Source organism: Pseudomonas sp. efr-133-TYG-5 (assembly GCF_030209175.1).
Lineage (GTDB): Bacteria > Pseudomonadota > Gammaproteobacteria > Pseudomonadales > Pseudomonadaceae > Aquipseudomonas.
The window spans coordinates 99,947-114,862 of record NZ_JARVSM010000010.1; the positions used below are offsets into that span (position 1 = coordinate 99,947).

The 14,916-nt window shown below is 62.4% G+C and carries 12 protein-coding genes and 1 pseudogene; 1 reads left to right on the plus strand and 12 read right to left on the minus strand.

The window, feature by feature from the left end:
- Positions 1-8: 8 nt before the first annotated feature.
- From gcvH to arcD (QRN70_RS26640), 7 genes are all read right to left on the minus strand, one after another.
- A complete protein-coding gene (gene gcvH / locus QRN70_RS26610) occupies positions 9-392 on the minus strand; it encodes a glycine cleavage system protein GcvH (protein WP_285420832.1) in 384 nt (127 codons plus the stop codon).
- Between the two features lie 435 nt (positions 393-827).
- Complete coding sequence (gene gcsR / locus QRN70_RS26615; protein WP_285420833.1) at positions 828-2,336, minus strand: transcriptional regulator GcsR; 1,509 nt, start codon at positions 2,334-2,336, stop codon at positions 828-830.
- A 209-nt stretch (positions 2,337-2,545) separates the two neighbouring features.
- The gene (locus QRN70_RS26620; protein WP_285420834.1) at positions 2,546-2,908 is read right to left on the minus strand and encodes a DUF5064 family protein; all 363 of its coding nucleotides are present in this window, start codon (positions 2,906-2,908) and stop codon (positions 2,546-2,548) included.
- A gap of 62 nt (positions 2,909-2,970) precedes the next feature.
- Complete coding sequence (arcC, locus tag QRN70_RS26625) at positions 2,971-3,900, minus strand: carbamate kinase (RefSeq protein ID WP_285420835.1); 930 nt, start codon at positions 3,898-3,900, stop codon at positions 2,971-2,973.
- A 105-nt stretch (positions 3,901-4,005) separates the two neighbouring features.
- Complete coding sequence (locus tag QRN70_RS26630) at positions 4,006-5,016, minus strand: ornithine carbamoyltransferase (RefSeq protein ID WP_285420836.1); 1,011 nt, start codon at positions 5,014-5,016, stop codon at positions 4,006-4,008.
- A gap of 68 nt (positions 5,017-5,084) precedes the next feature.
- Positions 5,085-6,341, minus strand: coding sequence for an arginine deiminase (arcA, locus tag QRN70_RS26635; RefSeq protein WP_285420837.1), 1,257 nt, complete (start codon positions 6,339-6,341; stop codon positions 5,085-5,087).
- A gap of 33 nt (positions 6,342-6,374) precedes the next feature.
- Positions 6,375-7,802, minus strand: a complete 1,428-nt coding sequence (gene arcD, locus QRN70_RS26640; RefSeq protein ID WP_285420838.1) for an arginine-ornithine antiporter — start codon at positions 7,800-7,802, stop codon at positions 6,375-6,377.
- Positions 7,803-8,227: 425 nt separating this feature from the next.
- Between arcD (QRN70_RS26640) and arcD (QRN70_RS26645) the strand changes: the two genes are divergently transcribed.
- A complete protein-coding gene (gene arcD / locus QRN70_RS26645; RefSeq protein WP_285420839.1) occupies positions 8,228-9,655 on the plus strand; it encodes an arginine-ornithine antiporter in 1,428 nt (475 codons plus the stop codon).
- Positions 9,656-9,838: 183 nt separating this feature from the next.
- Here the strand turns inward: arcD (QRN70_RS26645) and QRN70_RS26650 are convergent, their stop codons facing one another.
- The 5 genes and pseudogenes from QRN70_RS26650 to QRN70_RS26665 all read right to left on the minus strand — a co-directional run bounded on the left by QRN70_RS26650 (position 9,839) and on the right by QRN70_RS26665 (position 14,882).
- A complete protein-coding gene (locus QRN70_RS26650) occupies positions 9,839-11,188 on the minus strand; it encodes a CoA transferase (protein ID WP_285420840.1) in 1,350 nt (449 codons plus the stop codon).
- A 183-nt stretch (positions 11,189-11,371) separates the two neighbouring features.
- Complete coding sequence (locus tag QRN70_RS27910) at positions 11,372-12,127, minus strand: methyl-accepting chemotaxis protein (RefSeq protein ID WP_502941682.1); 756 nt, start codon at positions 12,125-12,127, stop codon at positions 11,372-11,374.
- Positions 12,128-12,229: 102 nt separating this feature from the next.
- A pseudogene (locus QRN70_RS27915) lies at positions 12,230-13,510 on the minus strand (methyl-accepting chemotaxis protein); the annotation flags it as partial.
- Positions 13,511-13,726: 216 nt separating this feature from the next.
- A complete protein-coding gene (locus QRN70_RS26660; RefSeq protein ID WP_285420842.1) occupies positions 13,727-14,122 on the minus strand; it encodes a YbaN family protein in 396 nt (131 codons plus the stop codon).
- Between the two features lie 163 nt (positions 14,123-14,285).
- Positions 14,286-14,882 carry a biliverdin-producing heme oxygenase gene (locus tag QRN70_RS26665; protein ID WP_285420843.1) on the minus strand — a complete coding sequence of 199 codons (597 nt, stop codon included), beginning with the start codon at positions 14,880-14,882 and terminating at the stop codon, positions 14,286-14,288.
- Positions 14,883-14,916 lie beyond the last annotated feature (34 nt).

Below are 14,916 nucleotides of genomic sequence, written 5' to 3' on the forward strand. Positions count from 1 at the left end.
GGTTTTCCTCAGGCTTCGGCTTGGGCTTTGATCAGGCGGTCGTAGGCGTCCTGGTCCAGCAGTTTGGCAACGGCCGATGCGTCGGCCGGCTTGAAGCGGAAGAACCAGCCTTCGCCCAGCGGATCTTCGTTGACCAGTTCCGGGCTGTCTTCCAGCGCTGGATTGGTGGCCAGCACTTCGCCGTCGAGGGGCATGTACACGCCGCTGGCGGCTTTCACCGATTCCACGGTGGCGGCTTCGGCGCCTTTGTCGTAGGCCTGCAACTCCGGCAGTTGCACGAACACCACGTCGCCCAGGGCGTTCTGCGCGAAAGCGGTGATGCCGACAGTAACGCTGCCGTCAGCTTCGGTGCGCAGCCATTCGTGATCTTCAGTAAAACGCAACTCGCTCATGAAAACTCCTAAGGGGGCCAGACGCGTCTGTTGGACGCAGGGGAAGGCTGGGGGCGGTAATGCCCTGATTTTATGAACGGTTACTTAGCAAGAACGCGGCCATCTTGAATTTATCGTTGTAAAACAATGAGTTAGATGTTTTTCGAGAAGGCGGGGATCAGGCGTGTGTAGCGAAATCGCTACAGATCGAAGTGCAGAGAAAAGCTGAAGCGGATCAAAGCCTTGCACGGCGGTGGCTGAGGGAGGGCGTATCGATATCGTTCCGCTGTAGCGCTTTCAGTACAGGTGCAGGTCGGTTTTGAACGGATTTCGCATCTGCCACTTGACCTTGTGGGAGCTGGCTTGCCAGCGATAGCGGTAGATCAGTCACCATCAATGGTGCCTGTGCCGACGTCATCGCTGGCAAGCCAGCTCCCACAGGGATTTGCGATGAATTCAGGACTTGCTCGGGATGCCGTATTTGCGCAGGCGATGGGCGATGGCCGTGTGCGAGGTCTGCAGGCGGCTCGCCAGTTGGCGAGTCGAGGGATAGCTGGTGTAGAGCTTTTCCAGCAGCGATTTCTCGAAGGACTCGACGGCTTGTTCAAGGCTGTCGACGTCGGTGTCGGTCTGGCGCGCCACCGAGGTGCCGGCGATGTCGAGGTCGCCGATGTCGACCAGGCTGCTTTCGCAGATCGCGGCGGCGCGGAAGATCACGTTCTGCAATTGCCGCACGTTGCCCGGCCAGCGATTGCCGAGCAGCGCCGGATAGGTGCCTGGGGCGAGACGGCAGACCGGGCGCTGGATCTGCGCGCAGGCCTGCTGCATGAAATAGCGCGCCAGCAACAGGATGTCCTGGCCGCGTTCGCGCAGCGGCGGGACTTCGACATTGAGCACATTGAGACGGTAGAACAGGTCTTCGCGGAACAGTCCTTCGCTGACCATTTTTTCCAGGTCGCGGTGGGTGGCGCTGAGGATGCGCACGTTGACCTTGACCTCGCGGTCGCCACCGACCCGGCGAAAGCTGCCGTCGTTGAGGAAACGCAGCAGCTTGGCCTGCAAGTACGGCGACATCTCGCCGATCTCGTCGAGAAACACCGTGCCCTGGTTGGCCAGTTCCATCAGCCCCGGCTTGCCGCCGCGCTGGGCGCCGGTGAAGGCGCCGGGGGCGTAGCCGAACAGTTCGCTTTCGGCGAGGTTCTCCGGCAGCGCTGCGCAGTTCAGGGCGAGAAACGGCGCGCTGTGCCGGGCACTGATGGCGTGGCAGGCACGGGCCACCAGTTCCTTGCCGGTGCCGGTTTCGCCCTGGATCAGCAGCGGGGCATCCAGGGCCGCGACCCGCTGCGCGCGCGCCTTGAGGGTGCGGATCGGCGGCGATTCGCCGAGCAGCGCATCGAAGCCTTCGGCGTGGTCGTGGTGCAGGGCCGACAGCTGTTCACCGATGCGGTTGGGTTGATACAGGGTCAGCAGCGCGCCGGCGTCGGTGATGGGCGTGGCATCGAGCAGCAGGGTCTGGCCATTGACGGTGATTTCCCGCAGTGGCAGGCGAAAACCGTGTTCGAGCAGGGTTTCCAGCAGGCCGGGATCATTGAACAGTTGCGCGACACTCTCGCCCGCCGGTTCGCGACCGTACAGGGCGATCAGCGCCGGGTTGGCCAGCAGCACCTTGCCAGCGCTGTCGAGGGCGAGCACCGGGTCGGTCATCGCCGCGAGCAGGGCATCGAGCTGCAAGTGCCGACGCTGGCCGGGAAGAATGTCGACCACGGTCACCGCTTCCACACCGCGCACGCGAAACAGAGCGTCTTTCAGTTCCTCGAGCACCTGCGGGCTGAGGGTCGGCGCATCGATGTAGACGTTCGGCGGGACCATCTCCACCGCATCCAGGTTGAGATTGCGCCCACCGAGGATAGCCAGGACTTCCTGGGTGATGCCGACGCGGTCGATGAAGCTGACGTGGATACGCATGGGGCGGTTCAGTGTTCTGCAGGGCGGAGGCGGGCAAGTATGCCTCGGGGCGGGGAAATGGTGAAACCGGACGCGTTCTTTTGCGGGATGCATCCCCCTGTGGGAGTGAGCTTGCTCGCGAAGGCGGTGTATCAGCAATGAAGAGATGGGCTGACAGAACGCTTTCGCGAGCAAGCTCGTTCCCACAGGGGGAATCTGGTGAGTTCGGGTTATTCGAGGTGCTCGGGTTTGACCGGATCTCCGGATTTCATATTCAACTGCACCCGCACATCCTCGAACATCAGGTCGTAATGCCTGTGCTGCGAGCCGATGCTGCTGTGGGTCTTGGGAATGCCGTATTTCTCGGCAATCTTGGTCACGTTGCTGGCGAAGTTGTAGGCCTGGTCCTTGGGCAGGAAGAACGTCTCTTTCATGTCCTTGCCCTGAATGTTGCCGTGCAGGGTGAACTGCATGCCTTTGCCTTCGCTCGGGTCTTGAAAAACTGCATAGTCCAGGCACAGGTCGTAGCTGACATCGTCCTTGTTCAAGGCGTGTCGCTCGATGTGCAAATGACCGGGTTCGAACTGGGCCATGGTGCTCTCCTTTCAAGGCATGGGAGTAGGGCAGACCTCGGGCCTGCCCCAGGAGTTTCCGATTATCGATAGCTGATACCGGGTTTCGCGGTACTGACGCGAGTCCCGGCTGTGCCCTGGACGATCGCTTCGATGTCCGCCAGCGAACCGATCACCGCGACCTTGCCAGTATGGCGGGCAAATTCGCAGGCTGCCTGCACCTTCGGCCCCATGGAGCCTGCGGCGAACCCGAGGCGTTCGAGTTCGTCCGGGTGCGCGTCGGCGATGGCTTTCTGCGACGGCTTGCCGTAGTCGATGAAGGCCGCGTTGACGTCGGTGGCGATCACCAGCAGGTCGGCTTCCAGTTGTTCGGCGAGCAGCGCCGAGCACAGGTCCTTGTCGATCACCGCCTCGATGCCCTTGAGGTTGCGCTGCTCGTCGTACATCGTCGGGATGCCGCCGCCGCCGGCGCAAATGACGATGCTGCCCTTGTCCAGCAGCCACTTGATCGGGCGGATTTCGAAGATGCGTTTTGGCCGCGGACTGGCCACCACACGGCGGAACTTGTCGCCGTCGGCGGCAATCGCCCAGCCTTTTTCGGCCGCGAGTTTTTCCGCCTCGGCCTTGTCGTAGACCGGGCCGATGGGTTTGGTCGGGTTCTTGAAGGCGGGGTCGTTGGCGTCGACTTCGACCTGGGTCAGCAGGGTGGCGAACGGCACCTCGAAGTCCAGCAGGTTGCCCAGTTCCTGTTCGATGATGTAGCCGATCATGCCTTCGGTTTCGGCACCGAGCACGTCCAGCGGGTAAGGGGTGACGGAGGTGTAGGCCGCCGCCTGCAGCGACAGCAGGCCGACTTGCGGGCCATTGCCGTGGGCGATGACCAGCTGGTTGCCGGGATGGATCTTGGCGATCTGCTCGGTAGCGATGCGGATATTGGCGCGCTGGTTGTCAGCGGTCATCGGCTCGCCACGGCGGAGCAGGGCGTTACCGCCCAGAGCTACGACGATACGCATGGTGCATGTCCTTCTAATCAGAGGAGAGGCAAACGACTCGGTCTCCCTGTCGGAACCGGATCCCCTGTGGGAGCGAGCCGGTTCCTTCAGTGGGAGCTATTCCGATTACAGATCAGCCAGGGTCGAGACCAGGATCGCCTTGATCGTGTGCATGCGGTTTTCCGCTTGCTCGAAGGCGATGCAGGCCGGCGACTCGAACACGTCATCGGTAACCTCGATGCCGTTGGCCAGGTGCGGATACTGCTCGGCGATCTGTTTGCCGACCTTGGTGTCGCTGTTGTGGAACGCCGGCAGGCAGTGCATGAACTTGGTCCGCGGGTTGCCGGTGGCCTTCATCAGCTCGGCGTTGACCTGGTACGGCAGCAGCTGCTGGATACGCTCGGCCCATGCTTCCACCGGTTCACCCATCGACACCCAGACGTCGGTGTGAATGAAGTCGACGCCTTTGACGGCGGCTTTCGGGTCTTCGGTGAGGGTCAGGCGGGCGCCGGATTCTTCCGCGTATTTCTTGCAGCGATCCACCAGGTCCTCATGCGGCCACAGCGCTTTCGGCGCGCAGATACGCACGTCCATGCCGAGCTTGGCGCCAACCAGCAGCAGCGAGTTGCCCATGTTGTTGCGCGCGTCGCCAAGGTAGGCGTAGCTGATCTCGTGGATCGGCTTGTCGGCGTGCTCACGCATGGTCAGGACGTCGGCGATCATTTGCGTCGGGTGGTATTCATCGGTCAGGCCGTTGAACACCGGCACACCGGCGAATTTCGCCAGTTCCTCGACGATTTCCTGCTTGAAGCCACGGTACTCGATGGCGTCGTACATGCGCCCCAGCACGCGGGCCGTATCCTTCATGCTTTCCTTGTGACCGATCTGCGAGGAGTTCGGGTCGATGTAGGTGACGTTGGCGCCCTGGTCGTAGGCGGCGACTTCGAACGCGCAGCGGGTACGGGTCGAGGTTTTTTCGAAGATCAGGGCAATGTTGTTGCCCTTGAGGTGCTGTTGCTCGGTGCCGGTGTACTTGGCGCGTTTCAGGTCGCGCGACAGGTCGAGCAGGTAACGCAGCTCACGAGGGGTGTGGTGTTCCAGGCTGAGCAGGTTACGGTTGTGGATGTTGAACGCCATGATGATTCTCCTTAGATTCGGTAATCGGCCCGGCCGCTACGGGATGGGTGCGGCCGGGGAGATGGTCGTTAGTAATCGATTGGGTCGCGAATGATCGGGCAGGTCATGCAGTGGCCGCCGCCACGGCCGCGACCGAGTTCGCCGGCGCTGATGGTGATGACCTCCACGCCCGCCTTGCGCAGCAGGGTGTTGGTGTAGGTGTTGCGGTCGTAGCCGATGACCACGCCAGGCTCCACGGCCACCACGTTGTTGCCGTCATCCCATTGCTCGCGTTCGGCGGCGAAGCTGTTGCCGCCGGTTTCCACCACGCGCAGTTTCGGTAGGTTGAGGGCTTTGGCCACGGTGTCGAGGAAGCTGCCTTCTTCGCGGCGGATGTCGATGCCGCCCTGTTTGCTTTCGTCCGGGCGCAGGGTGAAGGCAACGATCTGGTTCACCACTTCCGGGAAAATCGTCACCAGGTCGCGGTCGCAGAAGCTGAACACGGTGTCCAGGTGCATCGCCGCGCGGGATTTCGGCAGGCCGGCGACGATGACTTTTTCCACCGCCTTGTTCTTGAACAGGTTCAGCGCCAGTTGGCCGATGGCCTGACGCGATGAGCGTTCGCCCATGCCGATGAGGACGACCCCGTTGCCGATCGGCATGACGTCGCCACCTTCGAGGGTCGAGCTGCCGTGGTCCTTGTCCGGGTCGCCGTACCAGATCTCGAAATCGGCGTTGGTGAATTGCGGGTGGAATTTGTAGATGGCAGTGGTCAGCAGGGTTTCCTGACGCCGGGCCGGCCAGTACATCGGGTTGAGCGTGACGCCGCCGTAGATCCAGCAGGTGGTGTCACGGGTAAACTGGGTGTTCGGCAGCGGCGGCAGAATGAAGCTGGAGTGGCCGAGGAAATCGCGGAACATCTGGATGGTCTTGCCGCCGAAGCTGTCCGGCAGGTCATCGGCGGAGACGCCGCCGATCAGGTATTCGGCGATGTGCCGTGGCTCGAGGCTTTTCAGCCAGGCTTTCACTTCGCTGATCAGGCCCAGGCCCACCGAGTCGGCGGTGACCTTGCGCTCGAGAATCCAGTCCAGGGCCTCGGGGATGGCGACGATGTCGGTCAGCAGGTTGTGCATTTCCAGCACGTCGATGCCGCGTTCGCGCATTTTGGTGACGAAGTCGAAGTGGTCGCGCTTGGCCTGGGCGACCCACAGCACGTCGTCGAAGAGCAGTTCATCGCAGTTGTTCGGGGTCAGCCGCTGATGGGCCAGACCTGGGGAGCAAACCATGACTTTGCGCAGTTTGCCGGCTTCGGAATGGACGCCGTACTTAACTTTTTCCGTGGTCATTTCAGATCCTCCAGATAACGAATCAATCAGGTGTTACAGAGTCAGGAAGCCGTCGTAGAGGCCGTAGGCTGCCACCAGGGCACCGATGACCACTGCGGCGAAAATCAGCTTCTCGACGTTGGTGAAAACCGCTTGTTTGAGTTCGAGCTTGGCCTTGGCGAACAGGATCGCGCCGGGGGCGTAGAGCAGGGCCGAGAGCAGCAGGTACTTCACGCCGCCGGCGTACAGCAGCCAGATCGCGTAGACCAGGGCGATGCCGCCGATGATCAGATCCTTGCGACGCTCGGCCGCGAAGCCTTCGTAGGTTTCGCCACGCACCGCCAGCAGCAGGGCGTAGGCCGCCGACCACAGGTACGGCACCAGAATCATCGAGGTGGCGAGGTAGATCAGCGACAGGTAAGTGCTGGCCGAAAACAGCGTGATGATCAGAAACAGCTGGACCATCGCGTTGGTCAGCCACAGGGCGTTGACCGGTACGTGGTTGGCGTTCTCGCGGCGCAGGAACTCCGGCATGGTGTGGTCCTTGGCGGCGGCGAACATGATCTCCGCGCACAGCAGCACCCACGACAGCAGGGCCCCCAGCAGCGAGATGATCAGACCGACGCTGATCAGCACCGCGCCCCAGTGACCGACCACGTGCTCGAGCACGGCGGCCATCGACGGGTTCTGCAGCTTGGCCAGTTCCGGCTGGGTCATGATGCCCAGCGACAGCACGTTGACCAGCACCAGGAACAGCAGCACGGTGATGAAGCCGATGACGGTGGCTTTGCCGACGTCGGAGCGCTTCTCCGCCCGCGCCGAGAAAATGCTCGCGCCCTCGATGCCGATGAACACCCACACGGTGACCAGCATCATGTTGCGCACCTGGTTCATCACGCTGCCCAGATCAGGGTTTTTCACGCCCCAGATGTCAGCGGTGAAGATCTCCAGTTTGAAGGCGAAGAGCGCGATCAGCACGAACAGCAGCAGCGGCACGACCTTGGCCACCGTGGTTACCAGGTTGATGAACGCCGCTTCCTTGATCCCGCGCAGCACCAGGAAGTGCACGGCCCACAGCAGCAGCGAGGCGCCGATCACTGCGGCGACCGTGTTGCCTTCGCCGAAAACCGGAAAGAAGTAGCCGAGGGTGCTGAAGAGCAGGACGAAGTAACCAACGTTGCCCAGCCAGGCACTGATCCAGTAACCCCAGGCGGACGAGAAACCCATGTAGTCGCCGAAACCGGCCTTGGCGTAGGCGTAGACACCGCCGTCGAGGTCAGGCTTGCGGTTGGCCAGGGTCTGGAAGACAAAAGCGAGGGTGAGCATGCCGACAGCGGTAATGGCCCAACCGATCAGCACTGCGCCGACGTCGGCACTGGCGGCCATGTTTTGTGGCAAAGAGAATATCCCGCCACCGATCATTGAACCGACTACCAAGGCAACCAGCGCACCTAGTCGTAGTTTTCCGGGAGCTTCAGACATTGCATGACTCCATTGCAGGAGAGAAGAGTTCACAGCGTAGATCTGTTGGCTATTCAAACAGCTGACTTAGATCAGTGCATGGTCACATTCCATTGTTAATGAATGACTTATGAAATGAATGAAGGCATAACGCTACTGTTTGAAAAGGCCCGTCCTAGAGGCCTTTTGCCGATATGGTTGGGAATCGATCCTATTACTTTCGAATTAACACGCTAGTTCCTTTTCAGCGTTTGGCAAATTTTCGCCATCTGTTTTCAGTACAGAATTGATTTATTAGGATTTGCGCACAAAACTGTCTTAGCGTGCTAGGCGTTAGCGTCAACCGCTATATATAAGGGAATGTTTGTTGCTATTACCGGGCGATTAGCCGCTTAGTTGATAGTTGTTACAAATACAACCTCGCCACGATTTCAAGGGAGACTGAAATGTCGCAACCGACGCAAAAGCTGCGCCTTGGCGCGTTGATCGCCCTGGTGGTGGGCTCGATGATTGGCGGCGGGATTTTCTCCCTGCCGCAGAACATGGCGGCCCGCGCCGACGCCGGAGCGATCCTGATCGGCTGGGGCATCACGGCCATCGGCATGCTGACCCTGGCGTTCGTGTTTCAGACCCTGGCCAACCGCAAGCCGGAACTGGATTCCGGGGTCTACGCCTACGCCAAGGCCGGTTTCGGTGACTACATGGGGTTCTCTTCGGCCTGGGGGTACTGGATCAGTGCGTGGCTGGGCAACGTCGGCTATTTCGTGCTGCTGTTCAGTACCCTCGGTTACTTCTTCCCGGTGTTCGGCCAGGGCAACACGCCGATCGCCATCGGCTGCGCCTCGGTGCTGTTGTGGTCGGTGCATTTTCTGGTGATGCGCGGGATCAAGGAGGCGGCGCTGATCAACCAATTGACCACCGTGGCCAAGGTCGTGCCGCTGGTCATGTTCATCGTCATCGCCGCCGTGGCGTTCAAGGCTGAAATCTTCACCCGCGACATCTGGGGCCGCAGCAACCCCAACTTCGGCGGGGTGATGGAGCAGGTGCGCAACATGATGCTGGTCACCGTGTTCGTGTTCATCGGCATCGAAGGCGCCAGCGTGTACTCGGCGCGGGCGGAGAAACGCAGTGACGTCGGCCGGGCTACCGTGATCGGTTTTATCGGCGTGCTGGCACTGCTGGTTCTGGTCAATGTGCTGTCGCTGGGCATCATGACCCAGCCGGAACTGGCCAAGCTGCAGAACCCGTCGCTGGCGGCGGTGTTGGAACATATCGTCGGGCCGTGGGGCGCCTTGCTGATCAGCATCGGCCTGGCAATCTCGTTGCTCGGTGCGTTGCTGTCGTGGGCGTTGCTCTGTGCCGAAATCCTCTTCGCCACGGCCAGGGACAACACCATGCCGGCGTTTCTGAAAAAGGAGAACGCCAATCACGTGCCGGTCAATGCGTTGTGGCTGACCAACGTGATGATCCAGATTTTCCTGCTGATCACGCTGTTTTCCGCCGGCACCTACACGAGCCTGATCTACCTGGCATCGTCGATGATTCTGGTGCCGTACCTGTGGTCGGCGGCGTACGCGGTGCTGCTCAGCGGACGCGGCGAAACCTACGAACACGCGTCCGCCGAGCGCAGCAAGGATCTGCTGATCGGCGGCATCGCCCTGTGTTACGCGGTATGGCTGCTGTACGCCGGCGGGGTGAAATACCTGCTGCTCTCGGCGCTGCTGTATGCACCGGGGGTGATCCTGTTCGCCAAGGCCAAGCGTGAACAGGGCGAGCCGCTGTTCACCACCGTGGAAAAGGGCATTTTCACCTGCGTGGTTATCGGCGCCGGGCTGGCGGCATATGGTTTGTACAGCGGCTTGCTCTCACTGTGAGGTTGACCCTGGCGTATCAGCCACCCTATGAGGGAGAGGGGGCCGATCCCAGTATCTGGTGTCATGCAGCGAGCTGAGCAGCCGATCGATTGTGAATTCACCGCAGCACGCTCGGGTCGGCGCAATGCGCGAGCACTCCCGATCAGCCCCGTCTCTCTCCGGGAGGGTTCGGGTGAGGGGCTTTTAGCGCCACTGCGGGCTATGCGATCCCAGCTCGGTCGCTGGCAACGCCCACTGCAGCGGTGTCCCGGCAATCCGCAGCGGCACTTGCAGACGATGCGCCGGCCCCCATGGGGTCTGCTCCACTCGCCGGTCCTGATCCTGTTGATCTTCGGTGCGCAACGCCTCACTTGTCCCGGGTCCGTGCTCAATCAGCAGCTTCGCGGTCCGCGCCAGTGACAGCCGCGCCGAGCCTCCCCGGCCACTGCGCAGGCGCTCGCTGAGCAGTTTGATCGCACTCGCTGCCATCAGGTACCCGGTTGCATGATCCAGCGCCTGCACCGGCAAGGGCGTCGGTTTATCGGCGTGCTTCCAGCGCTGTCCGGCCTCGGCGATGCCGCTGCTCATCTGCACCAGGCTGTCGAAGCCGCGACGGTGTTGCCACGGGCCACTCCAGCCGTAGGCATTGAGGCAGACGTCGATCAGCCCCGGCGCCAGTTGCCGGCGGCGCTCGCTGGCGAAACCGAGGCGTTCCAGGGCATCGGCGCGGTAGCCGTGAAGGAGAATGTCGGCGTCCTTGAGCAGGCTCTCGAACACGGCGCGATCCTGCGCTTGCTGCAGATCCAGCCGCGCACAGCGTTTGCCGAGGGTCACTTCCGGGACCACGCCGGGCTCGTTCCAGCTCGGCGGGTCGATGCGCAACACATTGGCACCGAGGCCGGCAAGAAAGCGGCTGGCGGTGGGGCCGGCCAGCACGCGGGTCAGATCCAGCACTTTCAGCCCGGCCAGTGGCTGCGCCACCGAGCCTGGCCACGCTCGCGGATGGGCGTCCGGGTCTTGGCCAAACTGCACCAGTGGCTCGGCATTCACCGCCAGGCCTTGTGGGTGCAGTTGCCACTGCTGCCAACTGCGCATCTCGGCGGCACAGCCCTTGGCGTCGACCACCGCTTGTTCCAGCTCGCTGCCGGTCCATTGCGCGACCTGCGTTGCCATCGCCGCGCGGTCGGCACAGGCGCCGAGCACGCTTTCGGCCGCCGCGCGGTGATGCGGGGCGTTGGTGTGCAGGCGGATCCAGCCATCCCGGGTGGCATAGTCACCGGCCACCGGATCCCACAGCGGCGGGACTTGCCAACCGATGGGGCGGATCGAAGAGGCGAACCACAACGAGGCCAGGCGGCGGTCTACTGCAACGGCGGGCAATTGACCGGTCTGCTGCTCGAGCAATTCGCTGACGGCTTGGCCGGCCGCGCCAATGCTGGCGCAGGCGAGCTCAGTGACGGCGAAAGCCGAAGGCAGGGCGCCATCGGCGGTGAACGGAATCGGCGTGTGCGCCAAGCCGAGTGCGGCTTGAATGGACGTGAGTAAATCAGTCATCGAAGGCCCTCCGGGAGAGAGGGCGATGATAGTGCAAAAGATCATCGCGTCAGATGAAATCCCCGGACAGATCAACATCTGTAGGAGCTGGCTTGCCAGCGATGGCGCTGTGTCAGTCACTCATGCATTGACTGATTCACCGTCATCGCTGGCGAGCTAGCTCCCACAGGGGCTTTGCTGATTTCAGACGCGGAACTGATCCATCAACTTCATCTGCTGGCTGGCCAGGGCATTGAGCTGGCTGCTGATCGCCGCCGACTCAGTGGCCTGCTCGGTCAGCGTCTCGGTGACGGTACGAATCGCCGAGACGTTGCGGTTGACCTCTTCGGCCACGGCGCTCTGTTGTTCGGCGGCGCTGGCGATCTGCAGATTCATGTCGCTGATGACGGTTACCGCGTCGCTGATCTTGCCCAGCGCATCCACGGCCTGACGGATTTGCCCGGCGTTGTTGTGGGCCTGGGTCTGACTCGAATGCATGGTCGCCACCACGCCACGGGTGCCGGTCTGGATGCGTTCGATCACCAGGCGGATTTCCTCCACCGAATCCTGGGTGCGCTTGGCCAGGTTGCGCACTTCGTCGGCCACCACGGCGAAACCGCGACCGCTTTCGCCCGCACGGGCCGCCTCGATGGCGGCGTTGAGGGCCAGCAGGTTGGTCTGCTCGGCGATGCTGCGGATGACCTCCAGCACCGAGCCGATCTGCTCGCTGTTGACCGCCAGATCCTCGACTTCGGTCACCGCCTTGCTGACTTCATCGGCCAGTTGATTGATGTCGCGCGTGCTGCGCTCGATGATCGCCATGCCGTCCTTGGCCGACTGATCGGCACCCTTGGCGGCGCTGGCCGCGTTCGAAGCGCTGTTGGCGACGTCGTGGGCGGTGGCGCTCATTTCATTGGAGGCGGTGGCGACCTGGTCGATTTCGCGGAACTGCACCTGCATGCCTTCACTGGTCTGCCGGGCGATTTCCGAAGACTGGTCGGCGGTGCCTCGGGCCTCGCTGATGCTTTGCTTGATCTGCGCGATGGTCGGTTGCAGCTTGTCGAGGAAACGGTTGAACCAGTTCACCAGTTCGCCCAGTTCATCCTGCTTGCTGTAGTTCAGGCGCTGGGTCAGGTCGCCTTCGCCGCTGGCGATGTTCTTCAGCATTTCGGCGACGCTGTTGATCGGCCGGGTGACGCCGGACGCGGTCAGCCAGATCAGCACCAGGCCGACCAGACCGGCCACCACCGCCACCAGCAGGGCGGTGAGCAGGCCGGTTTCCTGGGCATCGTCGAGGACCGCCTGCAACTTCACCGAGTCGGCCAGCAGCACCTGTTTCGGCAGGTCGATCACCACCCCCCAGGCGCGGGAGTTGCCGATCGGATCGACCGGGTACACCGCACGGATCAGGTCGCCCTGTTCGAGGATTTTCGGCGTGCCGCTGACCAGCAGTTGCAACACGTCCTGGCCTTCGGCGCCGAGGGTGTCGCTGATCTTTTTGCCGACCCGGGTGGCGTCGGCGCTGTCAGCCGCGAGCACGCCGCTGCCGGAGACGATCAGCATGTGCCCGGCATTGTTGAACAGGTTGCGCTGGGAATCGACGGCCGCCGCTTGCAGGGCGTCGAGGGCAATGTCGACGCCGACCACACCGATGGCCTTGCCGTCGACAAGCAGCGGCACGGAAATCGTGGTCATGAGCATTTCCTTGCCGCCCACGGTGTCGGCGTACGGGTCGAGCAGGCAGGTACGCTTGTTGTCGCGCGGGCAGGTGTACCAACTGTTGTACGGCGTACCGCTGACGCTGAGGGTGGTCTTGGTCATGTCCTCTTCGACCATGATCGTGTTCAGCGCCGAGCCGGCCGCGCGGCTCCAGTACGAGGCGAAGCGTCCGGCTTCGTTGGACTGGCGCGCGGCGTCGTTGGCGAATTCGCTGTCCTTGCCGTCGAGGCCGTTGGGTTCGAAGGCGAGCCAGATGCCCAGGACCTTGTCGTTGCGCTCGAAGGCGGTTTTCAGGCTCAGGTTCAGTTCTTCGCGCAGGGCGCCGGCGTCCAGCGAGCGCTTGGCGGCCATCACCCGCAGGTCCTTGATCTGGTCGGCCAGGGCGGTGATCACCGTCAGGCTTTCGCCGAAGGTCCTCTGCACGCGCACTGCCTGCTCGGCCGCTTTGGCCTGCAACAGGTTCTGCACACTGGCGGTGAGCATCTTGCTGCTGGAGGCGCTGACCAGTTCGTCGTTCTGGTCGGTCTGGTAAATGTTCATGCCGACGATCAGCGCGACCACGCCGAGCAGGCACAGGCCGGAGAGCAGCACGATTTTCAGGCGAATGGAAAGGGAGTCGAACATGGGGCGTTCTCGTGAATGGATGAGCTATTGGCTATGGGGCGGAAGTTGCCCGGTTCGCCAAATCCATTCAGCGCCATGCAATGCACATCGGCGTCAGGCGAGTGCGCATGAGGCGCCTGCCGACGAACGGTCATGGCTAAACGTTTGCGCAGGAAAATGTGCCGCAAACGGGGTGAATTACAGGGATGTTTCTGTGCTGTTGCAGGCAGGTTGCAGTCAGCAGGGATCGCGCAGCGTCTCCGGTCGCGACCAGATCCACAGGTTACCCAGGCCCATGCCGGCCATCGCCAGATACACCGGCCAGCCGTGGTCGAGCATCACCAGCATCAGCGTCGCGCAGAGCAGCATGCTCACGGTGGCGCTGATCTTGGCCTTGCGCGCGATGATCTTGCCGTTGCGCCAGTTGCTGAGGATCGGCCCGAACAGCCGATGGTTTTCCAGCCAGGCGCTCAGGCGCGGTGAACTGCGGGTTGCGGCCCAGGCGGCAAGGAGGATGAACTCGGTGGTCGGCAGGCCCGGCACGACAATCGCGACCAGGCCAATGCCCAGGCTGACATAGGCCAGCAGGCCGAACAGCACGCGGGCGAGTTTGGAGGAGGCTGGTTGCGGCATGGGCTACGCGATGGCTTCTGAAGCGGAAGGGAGATCTTACAGGTTGTTGCAGTTCCAATGTGGGAGCGAGCCTGCTCGCGAAAGCGGTGGATCAGGCACATTGATCTTGAATGTGCTGCCGCCGTCGCGAGCAGGCTCGCTCCCACAAGGAACAGGTGTTGTGTCAGGCCGGTTCGGCTTCGCTCGCGTAAGCCTGTTCCAGCAGCACGGTGAAGCGGTTGAACGCGTCGATGGCGCCTTGCTCGATCTCGGCTTCTTCTTCTGCGCTGAACGGCAGCGCGTCGAGGGTCTTGACGAAACGTTTCCAGCCTTCGGCGCGGCCGCCTTGCGGCTCGGCGAGATGACGGGCGCCGAAGGTTTCGCTCAGCTCCAGCGCCACGGCGCGCTTGATCAGGAACGCGGCACCGAGCTTGGAGCCTTCGGAGACGAAGATCCAGCCAAGGGCGCGGGCCTTGCTCGGGTTTTTCAGCGCGCCAGCCACCGGTGCCGGAATCTCGGTGTGCAGATCCGCCAGGTCGGCCTTGGCCGCCTCAGCGCGGCAACGGGCCGGCAGATCCGCGACGATGGCGCCCAGCTCGGCGTCGTTGTACAGGTCTACCAACTCTGACTGGAACAGGTATTGCGCAACCACGAAGCGCGCGAAGTTGGCGCGGGTCTCGAACGGCGCGTGGGCCTTGACCAGCGCATCGAGCTTGCTGTGCGGCTCGTGGGTGATCTGGTTCAGGCGTTGTGAACGCAGGGTTTTTTCCGCAGGGGTCATGGGATGTCCTTGATAAAAGAGGCACTTGATAACG